This window comes from Nocardiopsis dassonvillei (assembly GCF_964273065.1).
Lineage (GTDB): Bacteria > Actinomycetota > Actinomycetes > Streptosporangiales > Streptosporangiaceae > Nocardiopsis > Nocardiopsis dassonvillei_B.
Map to the genome: position 1 here is coordinate 5,236,411 of NZ_OZ186815.1, position 23,883 is coordinate 5,260,293.

Below are 23,883 nucleotides of genomic sequence, written 5' to 3' on the forward strand. Positions count from 1 at the left end.
CCGGGGGCCGTCGCGGACCGGTGTCCGCGGCGGCCCCCGCCGTCTCTCCCACCTGCCGGTACGCCTCGGAGGCGGTGCAGGGGCCCCCTTGCCACCTGGTCCGTTTTCCCGGTGGAAACCTGGACAGAAGAGAATCTTCGCTCAGCACGTATTCCCAAAGCGCCCAGGGCTCGGTACTTTCGCTGGGGTCTCTTCCGGCGCTCTTCCCCGCTCGTGCCACGGGAGCGTCCCCCACCCCGGCCACGCTGAAAGGAACCCCCCGTATGAAGATCCGGAGCTCGGTCGCAGCCGCCGCCACGGCCGCCCTGGCCGTCGGCGGTATCACGCTCATGGCCGCCCCCGCCCAGGCGGACCTGGTCACGCTCTGCTCGGGCCACGGCGGCGCCATCACGCTGCCCACCGACCTGGCGGTCCCCGCCGGCAAGAGCTGCTTCCTGGACGGCACCGTCATCCAGGGCGACGTCACCGTCCGCAAGGGCGGCAACCTGCACATCCTGGGCGGTGAGATCCAGGGCACGGTCACCGTGCAGCAGGACGCCTACTTCGACGCCTCCGACACCTCCGTCGGCGGCCGCGTCGTCAACCGCGGCTCCTACGGCACCTACCTGGAGGAGAGCACCGCCGCCGACGCCCTGCGCGCCGTCCCGGTCGAGGGGGCCGCCAACGACGGGTTCGCGTTCGTCGTCGACTCCTCCGTCAAGAACATCAACGCCGAGACCGGCGCCGTCTACGTCGAGGGCTCCCGGATCGGCGGTGCCGTCAAGGGCACCGGCGTCGAGTACGTCGACATCTACGACTCCGTCGTGCGCGGCGCGCTCACCGTCACCGGGGCCGCCTCCGGCGGCATCCTCTGCGACAGCGAGGTCATCGGCGCGGCGTCCTACACCGACGGCGCGGGCCCGGTCGCCGTGGGCGCGGGCGCCCAGGCGGGCTTCTGCTCGTCGGTCAACTACATCGACGGCAAGCTGACCGTCACCGGCATCTCCGGCGGCGCCTACATCGACAACAACATCATCGGTGGCGACCTGGTCGCGTCGGGCAACACCCCGACCGCCCAGATCGGCGACAACAACCGCGTCCGCGGCGACATCCTCACCCAGGAGGTGGCGCTGCGCTCCTTCAGCACCGCCGTGGTGGAGGAGTTCGAGGCGCACGAGGGCGACCTGGTCGAGGAGGTCGAGGCCGCCCGCGCCGAGACCGTCGACGAGGCCATGGCCGCCGGCCCGGCCTTCTAGGAGCACCGGACCGCACCACCGCACCGCGCACATCGGCGCCGCCGGCACCCCGCCGACGGCGCCGATTCCCGTTCGCCGCCGGCAGGCGGCGAACGGCGGGGCGGCACCGGCACGGACCCGCGGGCTGCTACGGTGCGGGGCGACCGCGCAGCCGCAGGAAGAGAGAGCCCATGCCCACCACCGAGCCCTACGGCGACCACCCCAGCGGCATCGTCCACCGCTGGGATCCGGCGGGCGGGAGCGGCGGGGGAGCGGGCGGTCCCGCGCCGGTGGCCGTGCTGCTGCACGGCGGCTGGTGGCGCGACCTGCACGACGCCTCGCTCATGGACCCGATCGCCCGCGACCTCAGCGCGGCGGGGTGGGCGGTGTGGAACGTCGAGTACCGGCGCACGGGGCGCGACGGCGGCGGCTGGCCGCGGACCTCCGACGACGTGAACGCCGCCCTGCGGTGGATCGGCCGCGCCCTGCGGGCCGCGCCGGAGCGCTACGACGCCTCCCGGGTGGTGGGCGTCGGCCACTCCGCGGGCGGACACCTGGCCCTGCTCAACGCCCTGGACCCGGACACCCCGGTCACCGAGGTGGTCGCCCTGGCGCCCATCACCGACCTGGAGCGCTGCGCCCGGGCCGGGCTCGGCGAGGGCGCGGTCGAGCCCTTCCTGGGGCCGGACCCCGGGGCGGAGGTGTACGAGGAGTCCTCTCCGCTGCACCGGGTCCCCCTCGGGCGGCCCCAGCTGGTGGTGCACGGCGGTGCCGACCAGCGTGTCCCGGTCGCGCACAGCCGCGACTACGTGGCGGCGGCCCGTGCGGCGGGCGACCGGGTGGAGTACCAGGAGCCGGCCGGGGCCGACCACTTCGCGGTCATCGACCCGGGACACGAGGCATGGAGCGAGGTGCGCGCCCACCTGGAGCGGTGAGCGCCCGGAGCCCGGGGCGGCAGGAACGGGGGAGGGGCGGCCCGCCGGACCGCCCCCGCCACCCGGTCCGCGCAGACCTAGTTGTTCGTGCTCTGGCCCTGCTCGCCGCGCGAGGAGCCGTTGCGCCAGCGGTCGGCCACCGTGTCGAAGATCTTCCCGCCCGCGCTGGCCGCGCTGCCCGCGACGTCGCGCAGGGTCCCCAGCAGCGGGTCGCCGGTGCGCTCCCAGGCCTCCTTGTACGACTTGGCGGCGTTGCGCGCCTCCTCGCCGACCCGGGCGTCCTTGTCGGTGGAGCGGCGCGGGTAGTCGCCGTCGAGGATGCGCCGGTAGGAGCCGTCCTCCACCCAGCGGTCCAGCTCGGCCAGCCGCACCACCGCGAACGGGTGGGTCTGGCCGACCAGGCTGAGCAGCTTGAGGAGCCCGTCGCGGGCGTCGCCGCCCCGCTCGTACTCGCGGGCCTGCTCCAGGAACGCGTCGGGGTTCATCTCCGCCAGGCGCGAGCCGCCCGCCAGCTTCATCAGCGCGCGCTTGCCGGCTTCGGGGTCCTGGGCCGCGAGGATGCCCGCGCGGTCGCAGGACAGCTCGGACTTGCGGTACCACTCCTCCAGGGCGGCCACGATGGCCTGGAGGCCGATGTAGCCCAGCGGCACCCACGCCACCCGGGTGGCCAGCCGGATCAGGGCCAGCAGCATGGTGCGGTACACGGCGTGGCCGCTGAGGATGTGGCCCACCTCGTGGCCGATGACGAACCGCTGCTCGTCGGCCTCCAGCAGGTCGAACAGGCCCGTGGTCATGACGATGAAGGGCTTCTGGCTGCCGATCGCCATGGCGTTGGGCCGGGGGTTCATCTGGATGTACAGCTCCGGGACCTCGTCCAGGTCCAGGACGTAGGCGGCGTCGCGCACGTAGTCGTACACGTGCGGGAACTGGGTGGGGCCGACGCGGACCGCGCTGGACAGGAACATCAGGCGCAGGGCGCGCTCGTTGAAGAGGCCGGAGAGGCGCTTGAAGACCTCGTCGAAGCCGCGCAGGGACCGCAACGCGACCAGGGCGCCGCGGTCGGCTGGGTGCTCGTAGGCGCGGGGCGAGATGTCGGAGAGCCGGACACGGACGCGATCTGGTGAGTTGGACATACCGGCATGCTATGCGTCGGGATCGCGCTTGGCCACGCTTTCGGGGCAACGAGATATGACGCGTTTCTCCGGGTGGCGGCGGAACCCGAGGTGGCGGCGGGGAAGGGGCCGCCGGGGACCGGACGGGGGCGGAACCGGAATCGGGGGAAGGTCAGGGGGAACCCGGGCGCGTCTCAGGGCCGGACGCCTCCCGCCGGCGGGGAAGGAAGCAGGGCCCGCGATCGTTGTCCGTGTGCACCGGCGGATCGGGAGAACAGGGATATAAGGTGCGGTGTTCTCCAGCGGTGTCGGCTAATCTCGGTTGGCCGATTCCGGCACACCGGACCGAGGAACGGAGCAGTCGAGTGGTGCACGAGGACAACAGGGGACAGGGGCCCGCAGGAGCGGGCCGGCCTCCCCGCATCGGCATCATGGGCGGCACCTTCGACCCCATCCACCACGGCCACCTCGTCGCCGCCAGTGAGGTCGCCCACCTCTTCGAGCTGGACGAGGTGGTGTTCGTCCCCACCGGGCGGCCCTGGCAGAAGGACCCGCAGAAGGTCACCCCGCCGGAGGACCGCTACCTCATGACGGTCATCGCCACCGCGGAGAACCCGCAGTTCCGGGTGGACCGCATAGAGATCGACCGCGACGGGCCGACCTACACGATCGACACGCTGCGCCAGATGCGGGCCTCCTACGGCCCCGACGTGGAACTGTTCTTCATCACGGGGGCCGACGCGCTGGGCGCCATCCTGGGATGGCAGAACGCGGATGAACTTTTCGAGCTCGCGCATTTCGTAGGCTGTAACCGTCCCGGTCACCGGCTCAGCGACACCGGGCTCCCCGCGGGGAAGGTCTCCCTGGTGGAGGTCCCGGCGCTGGCCATCTCCTCGACCGAGTGCCGCGAACGCGTGCGCAAGGGCGAACCCATCTGGTACCTGGTCCCGGACGGCATCGTCCGCTACATCAACAAGACCGGGCTCTACCAAGACCGCTGAAAGGCAGCAAGCACAACGTGACAGCCACCGACAGGGCGCTGGAAATGGTCAAGGTCGCCGCAGAGGCCGCCTCCGACAAGCTCGCCCAGGAGATCATCGCCTACGACGTCAGCGAGCAGCTCGTCATCACCGAGGCCTTCGTGCTCTGCTCGGCGCCCAACGACCGCCAGGTCCGCGCGATCGTCGACGAGATCGAGGACCAGCTGCGCCTCAAGTCCGGCGTCAAGCCGGTCCGCCGCGAGGGCGAGCGCGACGGGCGCTGGGTGCTGCTGGACTACGCCGACATCGTCGTGCACATCCAGCACGAGGAGGAGCGCGGCTACTACGGGCTCGAGCGCCTGTGGAAGGACTGCCCGACCATCGAACTGCCCGAGAGCGCCCGCGGCGCCGAGCGCACCCCGCTCGACGAGCAGTGACCGGACCGCCGCCCCGGCGACGGGGTGGGCCGGTCCTCCGACACATCCCCGAGTGGAGAGACGCACCAAGGTGACCGACACCCGTCGCGTGCTGTTCTGGCGGCACGGCCGTACCGCGTGGAACGTGGAGAACCGCTTCCAGGGGCAGACCGACATCGAGCTCGACAGGGTCGGACACGCCCAGGCCGAACGGGCGGGGCGGCTGCTCGCCACCCTGAAGCCCGACCTGATCGTGGCCTCCGACCTCAAACGGGCCGCCGACACGGCCGGCTACCTCAGCCGGGCCGCGGAGCTGCCCGTCGAGTACGACAAGGGGCTGCGCGAGCGGTTCGGCGGGTCCTGGGAGGGGTTCACCGGCAAGGAGCTGGCGGAGCGCTGGCCCGACCGGCACCCGCGCATGGACATCCCCGACGGGGAGCCGATCGGGGACGTGGGCGACCGCATGGACGCCGCCGTCCAGCGGGCGCTGTCCCGGACCCCCGAGGGCGGACTCCTCGTCGTGGTCAGCCACGGCGCGGCACTGCGCGTGGGGATCTCCCGCATGCTGGGGATCCCCGACGAGCAGCGCGAGATCCTCGGGCCGCTCAGCAACTGCTGCTGGTCGGTGCTCCAGCCGCGCAGGGACCACTGGAGGCTCATGGAGCACAACGCCGCCAGCCTGCCCGAACCGGTGGTGCTCAGCGACGACGCGTAATCCGTTTCGACGTTCGGACGGGATTCCGCTATGGTGTGGGAGTCGGCAGCGCACCGAAGGGTGCGAGGTCCGACTCCCACAAGGGGCTATGGCGCAGTTGGTAGCGCGCCTCCATGGCATGGAGGAGGTCTGGGGTTCGAATCCCCATAGCTCCACTCGACTCTGAGACGACCCTGCTCGGGGGCCTTCGGCCGCCTCGCAGGGTCGTCTTCGTTGTGCCTGCCGGGGGGAGACCCCCCGATCCCCCCGAGGTGACCCCCTGGGGCGGGGCCATCTGTATCGGAATGCTTGCGCGGGGTCCTCCCGCATCGTGTGCGGGCTGGACCCGCGGTGGGCTCTGCTCGCGTGTTGGACGCGCTCGCGGGGTCGTCTTGGTCGTGTCTGCCGGGGGGAGGCCCCCCGATCCCCCCGAGGTGACCCCCTGGGGCGGGGCCATCTGTATCGGAATGCTTGCGCGGGGTCCTCCCGCATCGTGTGCGGGCTGGACCCGCGGTGCGGCTCCGCCGGGGGCTCCGGGGTTCTCAGGAGATCTTGCGGCGGTAGGTGTTCATGGCGAAGGCGTAGGCCACGACGAGGATGCCGATGCACCAGGCCAGCGCCGCCCAGATGTCGTTGCCGACCGGCTGCTCGGCGAACAGGGCGCGGATCGTGTTCACGATGGAGGTCACCGGCTGGTTCTCGGCGAACCACCGGACCGGGCCGGGCATCGTCTCGGTGGGCACGAACGCCGAGCTGAGGAACGGCAGGAAGATGAGCGGGAAGGAGAACGCGCTCGCGCCGTCCACGGTCTTGGCGGACAGCCCCGGGATCACCGCGATCCAGGTCAGCGCCAGGATGAACAGGAACAGGATGCCGATGACCGAGAGCCAGGCCGTCACCCCCGCTCCGGTCCGGAAACCCATGAGGAGCGCGACGCCCGTCACGACCGCGAGCGAGATCGCGTTGGCGACCAGCGAGGTCAGCACGTGCGCCCACAGCACACCCGACCGCGCGATGGGCATGGACTGGAACCGCTCGAAGATCCCGCCCTGCATGTCCTGGAAGAGCCGGAACGCGGTGTAGGCGATGCCCGAGGCCACCGTGATGAGCAGGATGCCGGGCAGCATGTAGTTCACATAGGAGTCCGACCCGGTGTCGATCGCGCCGCCGAAGACGTAGACGAACATCAGCATCATGGCGATCGGCATCACGGCCGTCGTGACGATGGTGTCCGGGCTGCGCGAGATGTGGCGCAGGGACCGTCCCAGCAGGGTGGTGGTGTCACTGAGGAAGTACGCGTTCATGGGCTTTCCTTGCCGCCGTCGCCGACCAGGGCGAGGAAGACGTCTTCGAGGGAGGGCTGCTTCTCCACGTACTCGACGGTCGCCGGGGGCAGCAGCCCCCTGAGCTCTTCGAGGGTGCCGTCGACGATGATGCGGCCCCGGTGCAGGATCGCGATCCGGTCGGCCAGCTGCTCGGCCTCGTCGAGGTACTGGGTGGTGAGCAGCACGGTGGTGCCGTTGTCCGCGAGTTCCCTGACGGTCTGCCACACCTCGATGCGCGCCTGGGGGTCCAGGCCGGTGGTGGGCTCGTCGAGGAAGATGATCGGCGGGTCGCCGATCAGGCTCATCGCGATGTCCAGGCGGCGGCGCATGCCGCCGGAGTACGTCGACACCCTCCGCCCGCCCGCGTCGGTGAGCGAGAAGCGGGCGAGCAGGCGGTCGGCGACCGCGCCCGGGTCCTCGAGGTGGCGCAGCCTGGCGACGAGCACCAGGTTCTCCCGGCCGGTGAGGATCTCGTCCACGGCCGCGAACTGCCCGGTGAGGCTGATGGAGTCCCGCACCTTCGCGGGCTGTTCGGTGACGTCGAAGCCGTTGACCCCGGCCGTGCCGGCGTCGGGCCTGAGCAGGGTGGACAGGATCCTCACCACCGTGGTCTTGCCTGCCCCGTTGGAGCCGAGCAGGGCGAAGACGCCGCCCCCGGCCACGTCGAAGTCCACGCCCCGCAGCACGTGCAGGTCCTTGTAGGACTTCTCCAGGCCGCGTACGCGGATCGCCGGAGCGGCGGTCGTCCGCGCCGTCATGAGTGGTCCTCCTCTTCCTCGGCGCGCGCGACGGCCTCGACCAGTCGGTCGCGCTCCTTCCTGATCCACTGGCCGTCCGAGTAGTTGGCGAGGAACACCTCCGCGAACTCCACCGGGTCCTCCCCGACGACATCGCGGACCGGTGTCCCGTCCGCCGCGGCCTGCTCGAACAGGTCGCCGAGCTCCTCCAGCATCGACATGAGGACGTCGCCCCTCACGATCGAGCCGAAGTACGTCAGGTAGCGCTCCAGCGCCTCGACCGTCGTGCGGTAGGGCGCGGGGAGCGCCTTGACGCGCGCCCTGTGCTCCCGCCAACGGCGCTTGTCACCGAAGTCGCCGACGATCTTCTCGATGAACGATGTCATCGGATCCTCTCCTTTTCCTCAGCCGCTTTCCTCGCGGAGCTGCTCCAGCCGCTGCGAGAGGAAGCCCCACGTGTTCCAGAACTCGTCGAGGTACTCCCGGCCCTGCGCGTTGAGGGAGTACACCTTGCGCGGCGGCCCCTTCTCCGACGGGACCTTCTCCACGTCGACCAGGCCGCGCTTCTCGACCCGCAGGAGCAGGGCGTAGACCGTGCCCTCCGCGATGTCGGAGAACCCCTGCTCCCGCAGCCACGCCGTGATCTCGTAGCCGTACGCGGACCGCACGGCCAGGATCGCCAGGACGATGCCCTCCAGCGTGCCCTTGAGCATCTCCGTCATCTGCCTGCCCACGGAGCACCTCCTTTGGCTACTTAATAACGCTGACTACTGGTATATAGTAGCAATGAATAGTGGAGGCGCAAGCCCTCCGCGGAAGGCGGGTGGGGGGTGTCCGGTCGGGAGGCCGGCGGCCGGGCCGCCGACCTCCGGTGGTGATCGTTCCGAGGACGGGGCGGGCGGCATCCGGCTCCGCGATCGCCTCGTCGATCCGCTCGCACCGGCCCCCGGCGGGGCCGGAGGCGCCGGGTTCCAGCAGGCCGTCGCCATCGACGGTGCAGGTCGGTACCTCCCGGATCCGGGCTGTGTCCGGCCCGGCCGCGAGCAGGGTCCCGACGCGTCGCACGGCTGCGACGCCCTCTTCGCCGTGCACGCGGCGACCGCTCGGCAGGCGGGGCCGTGCCGCCCGGCATGCCGGGGACGCGCCCGCCGGGGTCCGTCCGCCGTACCGGCTCCCCGGGCGCGCATGCCGCTCCGGCTCGGCTCCGAGGCGGACGTGCGGGTTCGCCCGGCCCGCAGGGCCGCTGTGACCGTTCCCGGCCCGGGCCCGTGGGGCGCCCCGGACACTCCACCGACGGTGCGCCGGACGCCGCGCGGACCGGGGTGCGGAGAGCGGTCGACGCGGTCCACGGTGCCGGGGGCCGGGCGCCTCGCGGCGCCCGGGCTGTCGTCCACCCGAGACCCGTCACCGCGACCGGAGCGCGGCCCAGGCCCCGGAGGCGGAGCCGCAGGGGTCCCGCTCCCCGACCCGAGCGGGCGGGGGAGGGCCCCGCCGTCCGCGCCCCCGGGGACCGCCCCCTTTCCAGAAGCCCTGAGCCACCGCCGGAGGACATCGTCCGGCGGTGGCTCAGGGGGTGGGGTCCGAGGGTGGGTTCCCGGTCCGGTCACGGGGGGCGAGGGGGAGCCGGGACCTTCGCCGCGGGGGGTGAGGGGGAGGAAGGCCCTCGGCCCCGCACCCGGGGGCCTCCGGTCCGAGGAGGGACCCCCGGGACCGGGGCCGGGGCGTCGCCCGGTCAGCGGGCGCGGTGGAACTCGGTGACGAGCACCCCGTCGCCGTAGGTCGTCGCCCCGGTGAGCCTCCACGCCGACCTGTCCGCGGTCTCGCCGAACAGCCTGCGGCCGTGTCCCAGCAGCACCGGGAACGTCATCAGCCGGATCCCGTCGACCAGGTCGTGCTCGATGAGGCCCCGCACCAGGCCGAGGCTGCCCGGGACGGAGACCTCCCCGTCCACCTCGGCCTTCAGACGCGTCACGGCCTCGACCAGGTCCCCCGAGACCACCGTCGTGTTGGTCCACTCCGGATCGGTGAGCGTGTTCGAGACGACGTACTTGGGCATCCCGTTGTACTTGTCGGCGAGCGCCCCCTCGTACCTCGGCCAGGCCGACGCGAACCCCTCGTACGTCCGGCGCCCCAGCAGCAGCGCCGCCGCCCCGAACGCCTCGTCCTCCTTGAACTTCTCCCCTTCCGGCCCCCGGTCCACATCGAAGCTCCAGTTCGGGTACTTGAAGTCCTCGCCGCCCGGAGCCTCGGCGACGCCGTCCAGGGACACGAACTCGGTCACCACGATCCGCCCCATGTCAGGCCTCCTTCCCGGCGAACGCCCGCAGCACCGGCGCGAGCACCTCCGGCGTCGCGCTGTGGTTCTCGCCCGGCACCACCTGCAGGGTCGCCGTCGGCAGGTGCTCGGCGACCGCCCGCGCCCCCGCGGCCAGGAACGGCCAGGTCGCGTCCCCGTGCAGGACCAGTACCGGAACGTCGATCCCGGACCACAGGTCCGCCCGCAGCGGCCTCCCGGACATCGTGTCGCCGATGTTCCTGCCGTCGTAGGCGATCGTGTGCGCGACCGCCTCCAGCCCCGGCCACATCTCGCTCTCGCGCATCCCGCCGAGGAAGTCCCCCGGCATCCCCACGGCCGCCGTCATGAACAGCTCCACCGCGTCCCCGGGCCGCCCGGCGGCCACGGCCGCGTCGAGCCGCTCCACGTAGTCGTCCGGCAGCGGCGGACGCGAGTCGTCCACCACCACGGGCGGCTCGAACAGCACCAGCCGTGCGACCGGCGCCCCCGCCTGTGCCGCGTTGAGCGCCAGGTGCCCGCCCGAGGACCAGGCGAACACCGTCGCGGGCCGCCCGCCGCCCGCCTGCTCGACCACCGCGGCCAGGTCCTCGAACTCCCGCTCCACCGCGTACGGCAGGGTGTCGCCGCTCTCGCCCCGGCCGCGCCGGTCGTAGTCGACCACCCGGAACCCGTCGGCGAGCAGCCCGCCCAGCCCCGCGTTCTCCCGGGTGGTCGCGCGGTGCGCGGTCGCCCCGTCGATGATGATGATCGGATCGCCCCCGCCCCAGGCGGTGTAAGCGATGACGGTGCCGTCGGCCGAGGTGACCGTTCCTTCAGACATGTCGTCCGGACCCTTCCCGTGTCGTCCGCGGTACTCGTCCACCGCGTCGACGCCAGACTAGAAACCGCCGGGGGGCTCGGTCTTGTACAGAAGCGACATCGACCCGTCGGCCCTGCGGAGCTCGGTCGCCGTGCGGCCGATGAACCGGCGCAGCGAGCGGGACAGGTGCGGCTGGTCGTAGTAGTCCAGCCGGTGCACCACGTCCAGCGGGGCCAGCCCCTCGCCGAGCAGCACCGCCGCCTCCCGGGCCCGTTCGATCTGCCGGATCGCCCCCTGGGTGAGCCCGGTGGCGGCTGCGACGCGCCGCTGCACCGACCGGGTCCCCACCCGGGCGATCCCGCCCCACACCACCTCGTCGACCAGCGGGTCGCGCGAGATCACGCCCTCCCGGGCCAGCCGGCCGACGAGGTCCTCGGCACTGTCGAAGTCCGGGATCTCCCACTCCCGGCCGCCCAGCGCGAACGTGCGCTCGGTGACGCGGGGGCTCTCCGCCGTGGAGTCGACCAGCCGGGGCAGGGGCGACAGCACGGTCCCGTGCGCGAAGATGATCCCCAGCGACTCCGAGTCGCCCGCGAGCTCGACGGTGGACGCCGCGGTCTCGGGTCCGCGGACGGCGGCGCGGACCGCGCCCCCGTCCTCCCAGAACACCAGCTCCCAGGTGGACGTCGCGACCGAGGTCATGGTGCCCGACCCCGACGCGCGCCCCCGCCAGACGAGTGCCACGTGGGGTGAGTCCGACGCTCGGTACTCGCTCTCGATCGCCATCACGGCCCCCTCCTTCCCAGTCCGGTCCCGCACGGCCCATCCTTCCCGACGGCACCGACGGGAGGCCGGGGTCCGTCCCACCGCGTGGTGAACCCGTTCGACCCGATGGCGGAGCGACCGCATGCGGGGCCCCGTGGCCGCCCTGCTCGCGCCGGGAGTCCTGGGCGCCGCCGGCCCCGCCCACGCCGACGACTCCGCCTTCGACGACGGGGGAAGACCGCGAACGGCCGGAACCGCCCGCCTCCGGGAGCGCGGTGGTCCCGGCCCCCGCCGCAGTCAGAGGCCCGTCGCCCGACCCCCGGGGGCCACGGCGAGGGCGTCGATCTCGACGAGGACGTCGGGGCGGGCGAACCCCGCCACCTGGAGCACGGTGATCGCCGTCGGGTGCGGACCCCACACCTGCCCCGCGGCCCGGTAGCCGGCGGTCACGTCCTCACCCGCCTTCAGGTGGATGGTCAGCTTCGCGACGTGGCTCTGGTCGGCCCCCGCCTCGGCCAGCACCGCGAGCACGTTGCGGAACGCCTGGACGGTCTGCTCGCCGAGGTCGTCGGAGACGACCGCGCCGGAGGCGTCGGTGCCGTTCTGTCCGCCGACGACGATCAGGGGCCCGTGGTCGACGCGCACCCCCTGGGAGAACGCGGGGTTGGTGTGCAGGGCGGCCGGGTTCAGGTGGGTGAGGCCGGACATCTCAGTTCTCCTCTGTGGGGCGGTGTTCGGCCGCGCGGCGTTCGCGCAGCCTGCGGACCTTGTGCCGGTTCCCGCACCGGCGCATCGAGCACCAGGTGCGCGAGCCCGCGCGCGAGGTGTCCAGGTAGACGAGTCCGCAGTCGTCGGCGGAGCAGGACCGCACGCGCTCGGGGCGGCCGAGCACGGCCACCGCGTCCCGCCCGACGGCGGCGAGCAGCCGGTCGGCTGTGGGGGCGAGGGGCGCGCCGAGCTGTGGCGGCAGGTCGGGCATGGCGGCGCACCGGTCGATCACGGCGACGGCGTCCGGCGGGACCGGTAGCCCCTTGGAGACCGCCATCGCGCCGCGGGCGATCGCCCCGCGCAGTTCGCGCGCCTTCCGGTACCCGGCCTCGTCGACCGCGACCCGGGCGCCGAACCGCTCCCGCCACCACTCCTCCAGGTCCGCGGGGCCGTGCCAGCGCTCCCACTCGGGCGGGCCGTCGAAGCCGCCGGTGTAGGCGAAGTCGAGGGAGATCGCGCCGGAGTCGAACCACCAGCGCTGCCCGTCGCGGGAGTCCATCCACTGCCCCGTGGCCGGTGCGTTGCTCATGTAACCACCTTAGAGAGTTACGAAGCGGTGTGCAAGGCGCCGGGACGTCACTCCCCGGTCGGGCCCGCGCGGCGGGCGGACCCCGCCGCGGCGGCGCAGCGGTCGGCCAGGCGGGCGAAGGCGTCCGCGAGTTCGGGCGGACCGACCACCTCGATCCCGGCGCCGAACCGGCCGACCTCCGCGGCCAGTGCCGTCCACGACCAGGACCCCAGCACGAGCCGGCACCGGTCCGTGCCCAGTTCCTCCACCACCCCGTCGCGGACGTACGGGGCCACCTCGGCGGCGGGCAGGTCCAGGAGCACCTCCCCGCGGCAGGGCGGGCCGCCCGGCCCCTCGGAGCCCCGGAACCGGGCGGCGACGAACGCTCCTGCGTCCCCGCCCGGCGGCTCGCGCGGGGTGAACCGCGGGCCGGTCGGCGGGCGCACGGTGATGCGGTCCGCGCGGAAGGTGCGCCAGTCGCCGCGGTCCAGGTCCCAGGCGAGCAGGTACCAGCGGCCCGCCCGGGCGACCAGGCCGTGCGGCTCCACCCTGCGCGGGGGAGGGCCGAGGGTGTCGCCGCGGTCCCCGGCGGCGGCGTAGTCGAACCGCAGGACCTCGCGGGCGTGCACGGCCGAGCCCAGCGCGGCGAGGACGCCGCCTTCGACCGGAACCCCGGCCTCCTCCGCGACAGCGACTTCCAGGGTGTCGACCCGGCGGCGCAGCCGCGCGGGCAGGAGGCGGCGGACGGTGTGCAGGGCGCGCGCCGCGTCCTCCGCGACGCCCGAGCCCGTCGCCGAGGCCAGGCGCAGGGCCAGTGCCAGGGCGACCGCCTGCCCGTCGTCGAACAGCAGCGGCGGCAGGTCGGCCCCCGCGTCCAGCCGGTAGCCGCCGTCGGGGCCCTTGGCGGTCGCCACCGGGTAGCCCAGCTCGCGCAGCCGGTCGATGTCCCGGCGCACGGTGCGCGGGCTGACGTCCAGCCGCTCGGCCAGCAGGGCCCCCGGCCAGTCCCGGCGCGCCTGGAGGAGGGAGAGCAGCTTCAGCAGCCGCACGGAGGTTTTCTGCATGTTCCCACCCTTCCCGGAGAAGAGGCCACCACCTGGCCGCTTCTCCTGCGACCTTGTGTGTGCCACGGGCCGCCGGCCCGTGCAGACCCACCGAGGATGAGGGAACGACCATGGCCATCACCACCACGGCCCACGTGAACTTCCGGGGCGACGCCCGCGCGGCGCTGGAGTTCTACCGGAGTGTGTTCGGCGGCGACATCGCCGTGATCACCTACAGGGACGCCCACAGCGTCACCGACGAGGCGGAGGCCGACCAGGTCATGTGGGGTCGGGTGGAGTCCGCCGCGGGCTTTCGCATCATGGCCTACGACGTCCCCGGGCGCACCGGGTGGAACCCGGGGGAGAAGCCCTTCTTCGTGTCCGTGCGCGGCGACTCGGTGGAGGAGGTCACCGGGTACTGGGAGGCGCTGGCCGAGGGTGCCACCGTGGTGCAGCCCCTGGGGGCCTCCGGCTGGGCACGGGTGTACGGCATGCTCGAGGACCGCTTCGGCCTGACCTGGGTCCTGGACGTCCCCGCGGCCTGACCGCGGGCGGGCCCGAACGCCGGCGGGCCCGGCCTCCGGGGGAGGCCGGGCCCGCCTTCAGGGCCGGTGCGTCACTTGGTGACGAAGGGGACCAGGGCCTCGTTGACCGCGTCGGCGTGGGTCCACAGCAGGCCGTGGGGGGCGCCCTCGACCTCCACGTACTCGGCCTCGGGCACGGCCTCGTGGAACGGCCGGCCGGTGGAGTCGATCGGCAGGATGCCGTCGGCGGTGCCGTGCAGGATCAGGACGGGCTTGCCCGCCTCCCGCACCGCGGCCACGTCCTCGCGGAAGTCCTCGATCCAGGCGGGCACCACGGCGTAGGCGGCCACCGGGGCGCTGCCCACGGCGGTGTTCCAGTTGGCGGTCACGACCTCCTGGGAGATCCGGTTCCCCAGGTTCTCGTCCAGGTTGTAGAAGTCCTTGTAGAACTGCGTGTACCAGGAGTAGCGGTCGGTGTACGCGGCCTCGGCGATGCCGTCGAACACCTCCTGCGGCACACCGGTCGGGTTGTCATCGGTCTTGAGCAGGAACGGCTCCAGCGAGGCGAGGAAGGCCAGCTTGGCGACGCGCTCGTGGCCGTGGTTCTTCACGTAGCGGGCCAGCTCGCCGGTCCCCATGGAGAAGCCGACCAGGACCACGTCCCGCAGGTCCAGGGTCTCCAGCAGGGTGTTCAGGTCGGCCGCGAAGGTGTCGTAGTCGTAGCCCGTGCCGACCTTGGAGGAGCGCCCGAAGCCGCGCCGGTCGTAGGTGATCACGCGCTTGCCGGCCTTGATCAGCTCGCGCGCCTGCAGCTCCCAGCTGTCCCCGTTGAGCGGGTAGCCGTGGATGAGGACGACGGGCTGCCCCTGGCCGTGGTCCTCGTAGTACAGCTCGATGTCGGTGCTGTTCTCGGTACCGACCTTGATGAACGCCATGACATTCCCCTTCCCCCGAGGAGAACGGCCGTTCTCCCCTTCGTTCGCTATAGTAGAGAACGATCGTTCTCAATGCAAGGAGGCAGGAAGATGTCAGCGGGAACGGACGATGAACAGGCCCGTCGCGCGATCGTGGAGGCGGCCGACGGGCTCTTCTACTCCCGCGGGGTCAACTCGGTGGGCATGGACGCGGTGCGGGAGCGGGCCGGGTTCTCGCTCAAGCGCATCTACAAGCTGTTCCCCTCCAAGGAGGACCTGGTCATCGCCGTGCTCGACCACCGGTCGCGCATGTGGAACGAGGGCATCACCCTGGCCGCGCGGGACTCCGGCGACCACGTCGAACGGCTGCTGGCCGTGTTCGACTTCCTCGCCTCCTGGTTCCGCCAGGACGACTTCCGGGGATGCGCCTTCATCAACGCCTACGGCGAACTCGGCTCCGGCTCCAGCCGGGTGTCACTGGCCGTCCGCGAGCAGAAGGCGTCCTTCCAGGACTACGTCGCGGACCTGGTCGGGCGGATCGGCGGCTCCCCGGAACTGGCCGCCCAGCTGGTGCTGCTCGCCGAGGGAGCCCAGACCACCGCCGCCATCTCCGGGTCCCCCGAGGCGGCCGACGTCGCCCGCCGCGCGGCCCGGACCCTCATCGCGGCCGACACCGGCCTGCTCCGCGCCGCCTGAACCCGGCCGCGGCCCCGACGCCGCGGCCGTTCCGCCACCGGTCCCTCCGACGACGTCCTTGCGGCCCCCTCCCCCTGGCTTTCCGTTCCTTTTCCACAGGCCGGGCGACAATGTTTCCGTGCTGTTTCCGAGGAGATGATCCCAGAGCACACCCGACCGCTCGCGCACTGTAACGGGGGGCGCGGAAGGAGAGGCCCATGTTCTTCACGCCGGGGCACCGACCGCGGTCACGGGGCCGCGGAACACGGGCCGCGCGCACGCTCGCGGCCGGAGCCGCCGCCCTGGTCCTGGCCCTGTCCACCGGGTGCGGTGCGCCGCCGGGCGAGGAGGGCGGGGGAGCGGGCCTGGCCGACGACCCCCGGTTCGTCTGGGCCGTCACCGGCGCGGACCGGGCCGCCCACGAGCAGGTCGCCGCCCTGTGGAACGAGACCCACCCCGACCGGCAGGTGGAGGTCTTCTTCCTCGCACCCACCGCCGACGAGCAGCGCCAGGCCATGTTCCAGGACCTCCAGAGCCGGGCGGGGCGGTTCGACGTCCTGGGGCTGGACGTGATCTGGACGGGCGAGTTCGCCGACTTCGGCTACATCGAGAGCCTGGAGGACCTGCGCCCGCGGGTCGAGGGCGTGAGCCTGCCCGGGGCGATCGACACGGCCCAGTGGCGCCAGGAGCTCTTCGCCCTCCCGTACTCCTCCAACGGCGCGTTCCTCTACTACCGCACCGACCTCATCGACGAGCCGCCGCGCACCTGGGAGGAGCTGTACGAGACCGGGACCGCGGCCGCCGAGGAGGCGGGGATCTCCGGCTTCGTCGGCCAGGGCGACCGCTACGAGGGCTTCGTCGTCAGCTACCTGGAGCTGTTCTGGGCCGCGGGGGGCGAGCTGTTCGACGACGGGCAGACCCGCAGCACCTTCATGGAGGGCGACGCCGCCGCCACCGCGCTGGACTTCATGGCCCGGGCCCAGGCGAGCGGCTTCTACGCCGAAGGCTACGACTCCATGGTCGAGGACGACGCCCGGGCGCTGTTCCAGGCAGGGGAGGCGGTGTACATGCGCAACTGGCCCTACGCCGTGCCGCTGCTGTCGGGCGAGGCCGGGGAGGAGAGCGCGGTCGCGGACGACTTCGCCGTCGCCCCGCTGCCGACCTTCGACGGCCGGGGCGGCACCAGCGCCCTGGGCGGGCTCAACAACGCCGTGAGCACCCTGAGCGACGAGAAGGAGCTGGCCCGCGAGTTCGTGCTGTGGGCGGCCACCGACCCCGAAGCCCAGGCCCTGCTGGCCGACAACAGCCTGCCGCCCACCATGGAGTCCGTCTACGACGAATCGGAGGACCCGAACTTCCAGATGCTCGGCGACATCCTGGCCGAGGCGCACGCCCGGCCTCCGGTCCCGGGGTACAACTCGCTCTCCCTGGCGATCCAGGACGAGCTCCACCCCGCCTTCCTGGGCCAGGCCGACACGGACCAGGCCCTGACGGCCGTGGAACGCGCCGCGGACGACGCCCTCCGGCAGGAGTAGGACATGGCGACTCGACAGAGCAACGAACGGACGGCGGACGGCCGGACGGCTCACGTGCCCCGGCAGCGCGGCGGCGGGGGCGGGAGCGGCGGAGGCGGCCGGACCGCCCGGGGCGGCGGCCGCGGACCCCGCCCCAGACCGGGCCACGGCCTGGGCGAACGGGCCATGGGCCGGGTCTTCCTGGCCCCCTCGTTCGCCTTCATGGCCGTCATCGCACTCTTCCCGGTCTTCTACGCCGTCCTGATGAGCCTCTACAGCATCCGCGGGTTCAACCAGGACTTCGCCGGGCTCGACAACTACCTGCGGGCCCTCACCGACCCGGGCTTCTACAACGCCGTGCTCAACACCCTGGTCTTCACGGTGGCGTCGGTGTCCCTGGAGTTCGCCATCGGGCTGGGGTTCGCGCTGATCATGCACCAGGCGTTCGTCGGCCGCGGACTGACCCGCGCGGTCATCCTGGTGCCCTGGGTGATCCCGACCGCCGTCGCCGCCCAGGTGTGGCGGTACATGTTCGACCACAACCCCGGGTTCGCGAACGCGGTTCTGGGCACGGACATCAACTGGCTGCGCGACCCGTTCTGGTCCATGGCCGGGATCATCGCCGCCGACGTGTGGAAGACCGCGCCCTTCGTGGCGCTGCTGCTGCTCGCCGGCCTCCAGACGATCCCCCGGGACTACTACGAGGCGGCCGAGGTGGACGGCGCCGGGGCGCTCCAGCGCTTCTGGTCCATCACCCTGCCGCTGCTGCGCCCGGCGATCGTGGTGGCGCTGCTGTTCCGCACGGTGGACGCGCTGCGCATGTTCGACTTCGCGTACGTGTTCGCCGGGTACTCCAACTCGCTGGCGACGCTGTCGGTGTACGCGCAGCGCTTCCTGGTCGCCGAACCCCGGCTCGGGTACGCCAGCGCGCTGTCCACGGTCACGTTCGTGGTCGTGATGCTCGTCGGTCTGGCGTTCATCTCCCGTATGGGCAGGCACATGGTCGGGGACACGGCACGGGAGGTGCGGCGATGACGACGTCCGAGACGGTCCAGGCCCGCGAGGCGGTGAGGGGGGCGCACCGGCCGCGCCGGGGGATGCCGCCCGCCCTGGTCCACACGCTCAAGCTGCTGGGCCTGGCCGTGGTGCTGCTGTGGTGCCTGTTCCCCTTCCTGTGGATGGGGATGACCAGTCTGCGCACCGGGTCGGCGGCGCTCACCGACCCCAACATCCTGCGCGGTCCGTTCAGCCTGGACAACTACGACCAGGTCTTCGGCCAGGGTTTCCAGTTCGCACTGCGCAACTCCCTGGTCGTGGCGGCCGCGACCACGCTCATCTGCATCCCCGTGGCGGCGCTGGCCGGCTACGCGCTGGCCCGCCTGCCGCTGCGCGGGCGGTTCGTGCTGCTGGCCCTGATCCTGGTGGCGACGCTGTTCCCGCCGGTGGCACTGGTCAACCCGCTGTACCAGATGTACCTGGAGCTCCAGGCGCTGACCGGGATCAACCTGCTCAACAGCTACGCGGGCATGGTGATCCCGTACGTGGCGCTGACCCTGCCGCTGGCCATCTTCATCCTGGCCACGTTCTTCGCGGGCATCCCGCGGGAGATCGAGGAGTCGGCGAAGGTGGACGGGGCCACGCCCTTCCAGGCGTTCTGGCGGGTGGTGGCGCCGCTGGCGGCGCCGGGGGTGGGCGCGGCGGCGATCCTGACGTTCGTGTACGCCACCAACGAGTTCCTGCTGGCGTTCTCGTTCGCGCCCCGCGACCTCAACGTGCAGACGGTCCCGGTGTTCATCGGCACCTTCGAGCGCGTCGGGTACGAGAACCCCATCGGACAGGTCATGGCGGCGTCGGTGCTGGTGTCGGTCCCGCTGATCGTCTTCGCGCTGGTCCTGCAGCGCCGGATCGTGGCCGGGCTGACCTCCGGCGCCGTCAAGGGGTGAGCAACGCCGGGGGCGGGCCTCCCCGCCCCCGGGTCAGGCCAGGCAGGCGCGGAGCACGGCGGCCATCCGCTCCCGGGGCTCGACGATCCCGGGACGGGTGACCCCCCGCAGGATGAGGCCGTCGGCGTAGGCCATGAGCGTGCGCATCGCGGCCTGCGGGTCGGTCGCGCCCAGGTCGGCGAGGATGCGCGCGCCCCAGTCCTGGATGAGGGCGGCGCCCCGGTCCAGGGCGGCGGCGATCCGGGGATCGTGGGTCGCCTCCACCGACAGCGCGTAGCGGGCCACGGTGCGGACCCGGTCGGTGGTCACCGAGTTCTCGACGAACCGGATGACGGCGTCCAGGAAGCGGTCGGGTGTCGGCTCCCCGGGCAGGTCCATCGCGGCCCAGTCACGCCGGTCCAGTTCCTCCAGCCGTTCCACCACCGCGGCGATGAGCGCGTCGCGGGTGCGGAAGTGGTTGGAGGCCGAGCCCCTGGGCAGGCCCGCCGAGGCGTCCACCCGGCCGTGGGTGAGAGCGTGCACGCCGCCCGTACCGAGCAGGGTGATGGCGGCGTCCAGGGCGCGTTCGCGAGTCTCCGACATGAGGTCACTATAAACATAGTGACTTGTTACTACGATCGTAGTAACGTGAGGGCATGAACGGTAGAGCACTCATCGTCGGCGGCGGCATCGCCGGGCTCGCGGCCGCACGCGGCCTGCTGGAACGGGGCTGGGAGGTCGAGGTGCGCGAACGCCACCCCGGCCCGCCCGACATCGGCGGGGCGCTGGGCATGTGGCCGCCCGCACTGGAGGCCCTGGACCGGATCGGCCTGGGCGCGGCGGTCCGCGCGACCGGGAGCGTCCCCACCGCCGCGCGGCTGGCCGCCGCCGACGGGCGGACCCTCGCGCGCCTGGACTCGCGCGCCCCCGCCGCGCGGCTGATCTCCCGCTCCGCGCTGCTGGAGATCCTGGTCGGCGCCCTGCCGGAGGGGACGGTCCGCTGGAACACCCCCGTCACCGCCGAGGAGGTCACCGCGGTCCCGGGGACCGACGGGTTCGACGTGCTCGTCGGGGCCGACGGCCTCAACGGCACCGTCCGCCGGGGCGCGTTCCCCGGCGCGCCCGCGGCCCGGCGCCTGGGCACCGTCGCCTACCGGGGTGCCGTGCCCGGCCACACCGAGGCCTTCACCGAGACCTGGGGGAGCGGCCGCATCTTCGGCGTCACCCCCATGGACGGGACCAGCACCAACTGGTACGCGGCCCTGCGCGCCGACCTGGTACCCGACCGCGGCGAGCCCCCGGTCGACCTGCTGCGCCGGCTGTACGGCGGCTGGCACGCGGAGGTCGCCCGGGTGCTGGACGCCCTGCCCGGCACCGCCGTCGACCGGCGCACCCTCTACGACCTGCCCGCGCCCGCCTCCTACGTGCACGGACGCCACGTCCTCATCGGCGACTCCGCCCACGCCATGGCCCCCAACCTGGGTCGGGGCGCCTGCGAGTCCCTGGTGGACGCCGCCGTCCTGGCCCGGGCGCTGGGCGAGGCCCCCACCGCCGCCGCGGGGCTGGCCCACTACGACCGGGTCCGCCGCCGTGCGGCGGGCCGGCTCGTACGCGCCTCCCGGGCGGTGAGCCGGATCGCCACCGCCACCCGCCTCACCGGACTGCGCGACGGGACCCTGCGCACCGCGGGGGCGCTGTTCCGATAATCGCTTTACCCGCGGCCGCCACCCCGGTTGGCTGGGGCCATGAACGGATCATCCGACAGTGTTCTGCCCCTGACCACCGACGTGCGCGAACACCCCGCCGTGTTCGCCAGCGCCTTCAACTCCGGCGACCCCGACCTCGTGGAACGCGTCTACGAGGAGGACGGGATCCTGGTCCTGGACCCCGACGCCCCCCTGACGGGCGCGGACCGGCGCGAGGGCAACGCCCGGTTCATGTCGCTGGGGGTGCCGATCGCGGTGCGGCCCCGGCACATCCACCAGGCGGGAGACCTCGCCTTCCTCGTCGTCGACTGGGAGGTGCGCGGCACCGGCCCCGACGGGCGGGAGGTCGACATCCGCGGCACCGCCACCGACGTGGCCCGGCGCGGGGCCGACGGGCTGTGGCGGTACGTCATCGACAACCCGTTCGGCGTGGCCGGGGCGCCCGGGACGCCCTGACCGCGCAACCGCCCCGGACCGGGCGGACCCGGCCCGGGGCGGCGCTGCCGATCGCGCCCGCGGGTCAGCCGGCCGCGGACGGCTCCGGTACCCCGGCTCCGGCCTCGGCGATGTGCAGCGCCGCGACCAGGTCCCGGTACAGCCCGTCGCGCTCCAGCAGCTCGGCGTGCGTCCCCTGGGCGCGGACCCCGCCCTCCTCCATCAGGATGATCCGGTCGGCGTGGATCACCGTCGACAGCCGGTGCGCCACCGTCACCACGGCCGCCCGGTCGGCGTGCCGCCGTACGCTCTCGGTGATCGCGGCCTCGGTGATGGCGTCCACCTGCGAGGTCGCCTCGTCCAGCAGCAGCACGTCCGGCGAGCGCAGCAGCGCCCGGGCCAGCGCCACGCGCTGGCGCTGGCCGCCCGAGAACGCGGTGGCGTCCAGCGGGGTGTCCAGCCCCTCCTCCAGGGCGTCGACCTTGTCGGCCAACCGGACGTCCCCGACCACCCGCCGGATCTCCTCCTCGGTCGCGTCCGGTCTGCTGAACAGCAGGTTGTCCCGCAGGGTGCCCGGCACCACCGGGGTGTCCTGCTCCACGTAGGCGAAGTGGGCGCGCACCTGGTCGGGGCTCAGCTCCCGGTAGGGGGTGCCGTTCACCCGGACCTCCCCGCCCTCCGGTTCCAGGAAGCGCAGCAGCAGCGACAGCACCGTGGTCTTGCCCGCCCCCGACGGGCCCACGATCGCGGTGTGCCCCCGCCGGGGGATCACCAGGTCGACCCCCCTCAGCGCGGGGGCGGCGCCGGGGGCGTAGCGGGCGGTCACCCCGCGCAGCTCCAGCAGGGCGTCCGGGGCCCGCCCTCCGGAGGCCGCTGCGTCCGCCGGGGCCGCGGGCCCCTCGGCGGACGGTTCCAGCGGGATCGCCTCCACCTCGCGGATCCGCTTGGCCGCGGCGATACCCGACTGGAGCGTGCTCACACTCTGGGACAGCTCCATGACCGGGGTGAGCAGCGTGAACGCGTACAGCAGGAACGCGATCAGGGTGGACACCCCGATGTCCCCGGAGGCCACCCGCAGGGCGCCCACACCCAGGATCGCGATGATCGCCAGTTGGATGCCGCTGAACGCGATCGTCCAGGCCACCGCCTCCCGGCGGACCGCCCGCACGCCGTGCTCGGCGGACTCCCGCGCGTGGAGGAGGATGGTGTCGCCCAGGCGCTCCTCGGCCCGGCTCACCTTGACGGTGCGGATCGCCCGCAGAGCCCCGTCCAGCACGCCGCCCATCAGGCCCAGCGAGTTCTGCGCCTTCTCCTGGGCCTTGGCCAGGGCGGGCATCAGGGTGAGGAACAGGACGGTGACGACGAGCACCGCCCCCGCCGTGACGGAGACCAGGACCAGGTCCAGGACCGCCATCATCACCAGGGTGCCGACCAGCAGGACGGCTCCGTTGATGAGGCTGATGACGCTGCTGGACGCGGCCTCGCGCAGCAGCACCGTGTCGGAGGTGGCCCGGGTGACCAGCTCGCCGGAGGAGCGCCGGGACAGGGGGATGAGCGCCGCCCGGAAGTAGCGGCGCACCAGGGACGTGCGGGCGTCCAGCACGACCTTCTCGGCGACGGTGCCCAGCAGGATCCAGTGGTACATGCCCAGCACCGCGCCGACCGCGAACAGGCCCAGCAGCAGGGCGATGGGCGTCAGCAGCCCGCCCCCGTCGCCCAGGGTGTCCAGGACGAGCTTGACCACCATGGGGTTGGCCAGCTCCAGGGCGGAACCGAACAGGGCCAGGACCAGGCCCAGCAGCAGCTTGCGACGGTGCGGGCGCACGAACGACCACAGCACCTTCAGCTGGGCGAAGCGCGGTTCGGCCGGGGACTCGGCCCGGGATGGGTCATCACGAATCTCAATAGGATCAGGCATGTTTGAAATTAGGTCATAGGTGACCGATTATTGTCAACCAAATACCTGCAACCCTAGGATGAGTGCATGGTGAAGAGCGCAGCCTCAGACGAAGAGACGAGGACCCGTGCCCGCACCCGCCGCGCCATCCTGGACGCGGCCGTGCAGGTCCTCGGTGACAACCCCGCCGCCCCGCTGTCCCAGGTCGCCAGAACCGCCGGGGTCGCCCGCAGCACCCTCCAGCGCTACTTCGCCGAACGGGCCGACCTCACCCACGCCCTGCGCGACTACGCCGACGAACTCGTCAACGAGGCCTGTGAGCGGGCCCGCACCACCGAGGGCACCGGGATCGAGGCGTTCACCCGGCTCGTCGCCGAGTACTTCACCCTGCGCAAGGTGGTCATGCTGGCGTTCGGCTCCGACGACCTGACCGAGGCCGCCGGCCAGGAGGACGAGTGCGGCCAGGCGGACCTGGCGCTGCGCGCGCTCATCGAGCGGGGGCACGAGGACGGCACCATCGACCCCAGGATCGGCCCGGTGTGGGCCGAGCAGCTGCTGTGGGCCGGGCTGTACGCGGGATGGAGCTACGTCACCACGGCCAGGGTCCCCGCCTACGAGGCGCTCACCCTGTGCCTGCACTCACTCGTCAAAGCGGTGGAGCGGCGGCCCGGCCGGGACGGCTGACAGGGCGGGGGAGGGGCCTC

27 protein-coding genes and 1 tRNA gene are annotated in these 23,883 nt (G+C 72.8%); 14 read left to right on the forward strand and 14 right to left on the reverse strand.

Annotated elements, in window-relative coordinates:
* Positions 1–263 precede the first annotated feature (263 nt).
* Complete coding sequence (locus ACSUPR_RS23395) at positions 264–1,235, forward strand: hypothetical protein (protein ID WP_436886874.1); 972 nt, start codon at positions 264–266, stop codon at positions 1,233–1,235.
* A 170-nt stretch (positions 1,236–1,405) separates the two neighbouring features.
* A complete protein-coding gene (locus tag ACSUPR_RS23400) occupies positions 1,406–2,149 on the forward strand; it encodes an alpha/beta hydrolase family protein (RefSeq protein WP_436886875.1) in 744 nt (247 codons plus the stop codon).
* Between the two features lie 77 nt (positions 2,150–2,226).
* On the opposite strand, the gene ACSUPR_RS23405 is transcribed toward ACSUPR_RS23400, so the two are convergent.
* Positions 2,227–3,282, reverse strand: a complete 1,056-nt coding sequence (locus ACSUPR_RS23405; RefSeq protein WP_436886876.1) for a M48 family metallopeptidase — start codon at positions 3,280–3,282, stop codon at positions 2,227–2,229.
* Positions 3,283–3,692: 410 nt separating this feature from the next.
* On the opposite strand from ACSUPR_RS23405, the gene nadD reads away from it, so the two are divergent.
* The 4 genes from nadD to ACSUPR_RS23425 all read left to right on the forward strand — a co-directional run bounded on the left by nadD (position 3,693) and on the right by ACSUPR_RS23425 (position 5,527).
* The gene (gene nadD, locus ACSUPR_RS23410) at positions 3,693–4,262 is read left to right on the forward strand and encodes a nicotinate-nucleotide adenylyltransferase (RefSeq protein ID WP_436892111.1); all 570 of its coding nucleotides are present in this window, start codon (positions 3,693–3,695) and stop codon (positions 4,260–4,262) included.
* Positions 4,263–4,279: 17 nt separating this feature from the next.
* Positions 4,280–4,678, forward strand: a complete 399-nt coding sequence (gene rsfS / locus ACSUPR_RS23415) for a ribosome silencing factor (protein ID WP_436886877.1) — start codon at positions 4,280–4,282, stop codon at positions 4,676–4,678.
* Between the two features lie 70 nt (positions 4,679–4,748).
* The gene (locus ACSUPR_RS23420; RefSeq protein WP_436892112.1) at positions 4,749–5,372 is read left to right on the forward strand and encodes a histidine phosphatase family protein; all 624 of its coding nucleotides are present in this window, start codon (positions 4,749–4,751) and stop codon (positions 5,370–5,372) included.
* Positions 5,373–5,454: 82 nt separating this feature from the next.
* Positions 5,455–5,527: transfer RNA gene (locus ACSUPR_RS23425), tRNA-Ala, on the forward strand.
* A 366-nt stretch (positions 5,528–5,893) separates the two neighbouring features.
* Here ACSUPR_RS23425 and ACSUPR_RS23430 read toward each other — a convergent pair.
* From ACSUPR_RS23430 to ACSUPR_RS23475, 10 genes are all read right to left on the reverse strand, one after another.
* A complete protein-coding gene (locus ACSUPR_RS23430) occupies positions 5,894–6,655 on the reverse strand; it encodes an ABC transporter permease (protein WP_436886878.1) in 762 nt (253 codons plus the stop codon).
* Positions 6,652–7,434 (reverse strand): ABC transporter ATP-binding protein, encoded by a 783-nt coding sequence (locus ACSUPR_RS23435; RefSeq protein WP_436886879.1) that lies wholly within the window; start codon positions 7,432–7,434, stop codon positions 6,652–6,654. The genes ACSUPR_RS23430 and ACSUPR_RS23435 overlap by 4 nt, the downstream gene beginning before the upstream one ends.
* Positions 7,431–7,799: a DUF1048 domain-containing protein gene (locus ACSUPR_RS23440; protein ID WP_436886880.1), complete on the reverse strand. Its 369-nt coding sequence runs from the start codon at positions 7,797–7,799 to the stop codon at positions 7,431–7,433. Before ACSUPR_RS23440 ends, ACSUPR_RS23435 begins: the two co-directional genes overlap by 4 nt.
* 18 nt (positions 7,800–7,817) lie before the next feature.
* The gene (locus ACSUPR_RS23445) at positions 7,818–8,147 is read right to left on the reverse strand and encodes a PadR family transcriptional regulator (RefSeq protein WP_436886882.1); all 330 of its coding nucleotides are present in this window, start codon (positions 8,145–8,147) and stop codon (positions 7,818–7,820) included.
* 998 nt (positions 8,148–9,145) lie between these two features.
* Positions 9,146–9,709: a dihydrofolate reductase family protein gene (locus ACSUPR_RS23450; RefSeq protein ID WP_436886883.1), complete on the reverse strand. Its 564-nt coding sequence runs from the start codon at positions 9,707–9,709 to the stop codon at positions 9,146–9,148.
* 1 nt (position 9,710) lies between these two features.
* Entirely contained in the window at positions 9,711–10,529 is an 819-nt protein-coding gene (locus ACSUPR_RS23455; protein ID WP_436886884.1) for an alpha/beta fold hydrolase, read from the reverse strand.
* 57 nt (positions 10,530–10,586) lie between these two features.
* On the reverse strand, positions 10,587–11,294 hold the full coding sequence (locus ACSUPR_RS23460) for a helix-turn-helix domain-containing protein (protein ID WP_436886885.1): 708 nt from the start codon (positions 11,292–11,294) through the stop codon (positions 10,587–10,589).
* Positions 11,295–11,570: 276 nt separating this feature from the next.
* Entirely contained in the window at positions 11,571–11,981 is a 411-nt protein-coding gene (locus ACSUPR_RS23465; RefSeq protein ID WP_436886886.1) for a RidA family protein, read from the reverse strand.
* A 1-nt stretch (position 11,982) separates the two neighbouring features.
* A complete protein-coding gene (locus ACSUPR_RS23470; protein WP_436886887.1) occupies positions 11,983–12,570 on the reverse strand; it encodes a CGNR zinc finger domain-containing protein in 588 nt (195 codons plus the stop codon).
* A 47-nt stretch (positions 12,571–12,617) separates the two neighbouring features.
* Positions 12,618–13,613 carry a helix-turn-helix transcriptional regulator gene (locus tag ACSUPR_RS23475; RefSeq protein WP_436886888.1) on the reverse strand — a complete coding sequence of 332 codons (996 nt, stop codon included), beginning with the start codon at positions 13,611–13,613 and terminating at the stop codon, positions 12,618–12,620.
* 110 nt (positions 13,614–13,723) lie between these two features.
* Between ACSUPR_RS23475 and ACSUPR_RS23480 the strand changes: the two genes are divergently transcribed.
* The gene (locus ACSUPR_RS23480) at positions 13,724–14,137 is read left to right on the forward strand and encodes a VOC family protein (RefSeq protein WP_436886889.1); all 414 of its coding nucleotides are present in this window, start codon (positions 13,724–13,726) and stop codon (positions 14,135–14,137) included.
* Positions 14,138–14,208: 71 nt separating this feature from the next.
* On the opposite strand, the gene ACSUPR_RS23485 is transcribed toward ACSUPR_RS23480, so the two are convergent.
* Complete coding sequence (locus ACSUPR_RS23485; RefSeq protein ID WP_436886890.1) at positions 14,209–15,051, reverse strand: alpha/beta fold hydrolase; 843 nt, start codon at positions 15,049–15,051, stop codon at positions 14,209–14,211.
* Between the two features lie 90 nt (positions 15,052–15,141).
* Between ACSUPR_RS23485 and ACSUPR_RS23490 the strand changes: the two genes are divergently transcribed.
* The 4 genes from ACSUPR_RS23490 to ACSUPR_RS23505 all read left to right on the forward strand — a co-directional run bounded on the left by ACSUPR_RS23490 (position 15,142) and on the right by ACSUPR_RS23505 (position 19,162).
* Complete coding sequence (locus ACSUPR_RS23490; RefSeq protein WP_436886891.1) at positions 15,142–15,726, forward strand: TetR/AcrR family transcriptional regulator; 585 nt, start codon at positions 15,142–15,144, stop codon at positions 15,724–15,726.
* A 197-nt stretch (positions 15,727–15,923) separates the two neighbouring features.
* On the forward strand, positions 15,924–17,240 hold the full coding sequence (locus ACSUPR_RS23495; protein ID WP_436886892.1) for an ABC transporter substrate-binding protein: 1,317 nt from the start codon (positions 15,924–15,926) through the stop codon (positions 17,238–17,240).
* A 165-nt stretch (positions 17,241–17,405) separates the two neighbouring features.
* Positions 17,406–18,254, forward strand: coding sequence for a carbohydrate ABC transporter permease (locus tag ACSUPR_RS23500; RefSeq protein WP_436892113.1), 849 nt, complete (start codon positions 17,406–17,408; stop codon positions 18,252–18,254).
* Complete coding sequence (locus ACSUPR_RS23505) at positions 18,251–19,162, forward strand: carbohydrate ABC transporter permease (RefSeq protein WP_436886893.1); 912 nt, start codon at positions 18,251–18,253, stop codon at positions 19,160–19,162. The genes ACSUPR_RS23500 and ACSUPR_RS23505 overlap by 4 nt, the downstream gene beginning before the upstream one ends.
* A gap of 33 nt (positions 19,163–19,195) precedes the next feature.
* Here ACSUPR_RS23505 and ACSUPR_RS23510 read toward each other — a convergent pair whose 3' ends face one another.
* Positions 19,196–19,744 (reverse strand): TetR/AcrR family transcriptional regulator, encoded by a 549-nt coding sequence (locus tag ACSUPR_RS23510; protein WP_436886894.1) that lies wholly within the window; start codon positions 19,742–19,744, stop codon positions 19,196–19,198.
* A 53-nt stretch (positions 19,745–19,797) separates the two neighbouring features.
* On the opposite strand from ACSUPR_RS23510, the gene ACSUPR_RS23515 reads away from it, so the two are divergent.
* Positions 19,798–20,847: an FAD-dependent monooxygenase gene (locus tag ACSUPR_RS23515; protein ID WP_436886895.1), complete on the forward strand. Its 1,050-nt coding sequence runs from the start codon at positions 19,798–19,800 to the stop codon at positions 20,845–20,847.
* A 39-nt stretch (positions 20,848–20,886) separates the two neighbouring features.
* Positions 20,887–21,303 (forward strand): YybH family protein, encoded by a 417-nt coding sequence (locus ACSUPR_RS23520; RefSeq protein ID WP_436886896.1) that lies wholly within the window; start codon positions 20,887–20,889, stop codon positions 21,301–21,303.
* 64 nt (positions 21,304–21,367) lie between these two features.
* On the opposite strand, the gene ACSUPR_RS23525 is transcribed toward ACSUPR_RS23520, so the two are convergent.
* Entirely contained in the window at positions 21,368–23,122 is a 1,755-nt protein-coding gene (locus ACSUPR_RS23525; protein ID WP_436892114.1) for an ABC transporter ATP-binding protein, read from the reverse strand.
* A gap of 144 nt (positions 23,123–23,266) precedes the next feature.
* On the opposite strand from ACSUPR_RS23525, the gene ACSUPR_RS23530 reads away from it, so the two are divergent.
* Positions 23,267–23,863: a TetR/AcrR family transcriptional regulator gene (locus tag ACSUPR_RS23530; protein WP_436886897.1), complete on the forward strand. Its 597-nt coding sequence runs from the start codon at positions 23,267–23,269 to the stop codon at positions 23,861–23,863.
* The last annotated feature ends 20 nt before the right edge of the window (positions 23,864–23,883 follow it).

Excerpts from the sequence above, each read along its gene's own strand:
- ACSUPR_RS23505 (WP_436886893.1), top strand. The coding sequence starts at position 18,251 with ATGACGACGTCCGAGACGGTCCAGGCCCGCGAGGCGGTGAGGGGGGCG.
- ACSUPR_RS23460 (WP_436886885.1), bottom strand. The coding sequence starts at position 11,294 with ATGGCGATCGAGAGCGAGTACCGAGCGTCGGACTCACCCCACGTGGCA.
- ACSUPR_RS23515 (WP_436886895.1), top strand. The coding sequence starts at position 19,798 with ATGAACGGTAGAGCACTCATCGTCGGCGGCGGCATCGCCGGGCTCGCG.
- ACSUPR_RS23520 (WP_436886896.1), top strand. The coding sequence starts at position 20,887 with ATGAACGGATCATCCGACAGTGTTCTGCCCCTGACCACCGACGTGCGC.
- ACSUPR_RS23465 (WP_436886886.1), bottom strand. The coding sequence starts at position 11,981 with ATGTCCGGCCTCACCCACCTGAACCCGGCCGCCCTGCACACCAACCCC.
- ACSUPR_RS23455 (WP_436886884.1), bottom strand. The coding sequence starts at position 10,529 with ATGTCTGAAGGAACGGTCACCTCGGCCGACGGCACCGTCATCGCTTAC.
- ACSUPR_RS23480 (WP_436886889.1), top strand. The coding sequence starts at position 13,724 with ATGGCCATCACCACCACGGCCCACGTGAACTTCCGGGGCGACGCCCGC.
- ACSUPR_RS23430 (WP_436886878.1), bottom strand. The coding sequence starts at position 6,655 with ATGAACGCGTACTTCCTCAGTGACACCACCACCCTGCTGGGACGGTCC.
- ACSUPR_RS23530 (WP_436886897.1), top strand. The coding sequence starts at position 23,267 with ATGGTGAAGAGCGCAGCCTCAGACGAAGAGACGAGGACCCGTGCCCGC.
- ACSUPR_RS23395 (WP_436886874.1), top strand. The coding sequence starts at position 264 with ATGAAGATCCGGAGCTCGGTCGCAGCCGCCGCCACGGCCGCCCTGGCC.
- ACSUPR_RS23450 (WP_436886883.1), bottom strand. The coding sequence starts at position 9,709 with ATGGGGCGGATCGTGGTGACCGAGTTCGTGTCCCTGGACGGCGTCGCC.
- nadD (WP_436892111.1), top strand. The coding sequence starts at position 3,693 with ATGGGCGGCACCTTCGACCCCATCCACCACGGCCACCTCGTCGCCGCC.
- ACSUPR_RS23400 (WP_436886875.1), top strand. The coding sequence starts at position 1,406 with ATGCCCACCACCGAGCCCTACGGCGACCACCCCAGCGGCATCGTCCAC.
- ACSUPR_RS23510 (WP_436886894.1), bottom strand. The coding sequence starts at position 19,744 with ATGTCGGAGACTCGCGAACGCGCCCTGGACGCCGCCATCACCCTGCTC.
- ACSUPR_RS23485 (WP_436886890.1), bottom strand. The coding sequence starts at position 15,051 with ATGGCGTTCATCAAGGTCGGTACCGAGAACAGCACCGACATCGAGCTG.
- ACSUPR_RS23470 (WP_436886887.1), bottom strand. The coding sequence starts at position 12,570 with ATGAGCAACGCACCGGCCACGGGGCAGTGGATGGACTCCCGCGACGGG.
- ACSUPR_RS23495 (WP_436886892.1), top strand. The coding sequence starts at position 15,924 with ATGTTCTTCACGCCGGGGCACCGACCGCGGTCACGGGGCCGCGGAACA.
- ACSUPR_RS23405 (WP_436886876.1), bottom strand. The coding sequence starts at position 3,282 with ATGTCCAACTCACCAGATCGCGTCCGTGTCCGGCTCTCCGACATCTCG.
- ACSUPR_RS23490 (WP_436886891.1), top strand. The coding sequence starts at position 15,142 with ATGTCAGCGGGAACGGACGATGAACAGGCCCGTCGCGCGATCGTGGAG.
- ACSUPR_RS23435 (WP_436886879.1), bottom strand. The coding sequence starts at position 7,434 with ATGACGGCGCGGACGACCGCCGCTCCGGCGATCCGCGTACGCGGCCTG.
- ACSUPR_RS23500 (WP_436892113.1), top strand. The coding sequence starts at position 17,406 with ATGGGCCGGGTCTTCCTGGCCCCCTCGTTCGCCTTCATGGCCGTCATC.
- ACSUPR_RS23440 (WP_436886880.1), bottom strand. The coding sequence starts at position 7,799 with ATGACATCGTTCATCGAGAAGATCGTCGGCGACTTCGGTGACAAGCGC.
- ACSUPR_RS23475 (WP_436886888.1), bottom strand. The coding sequence starts at position 13,613 with ATGCAGAAAACCTCCGTGCGGCTGCTGAAGCTGCTCTCCCTCCTCCAG.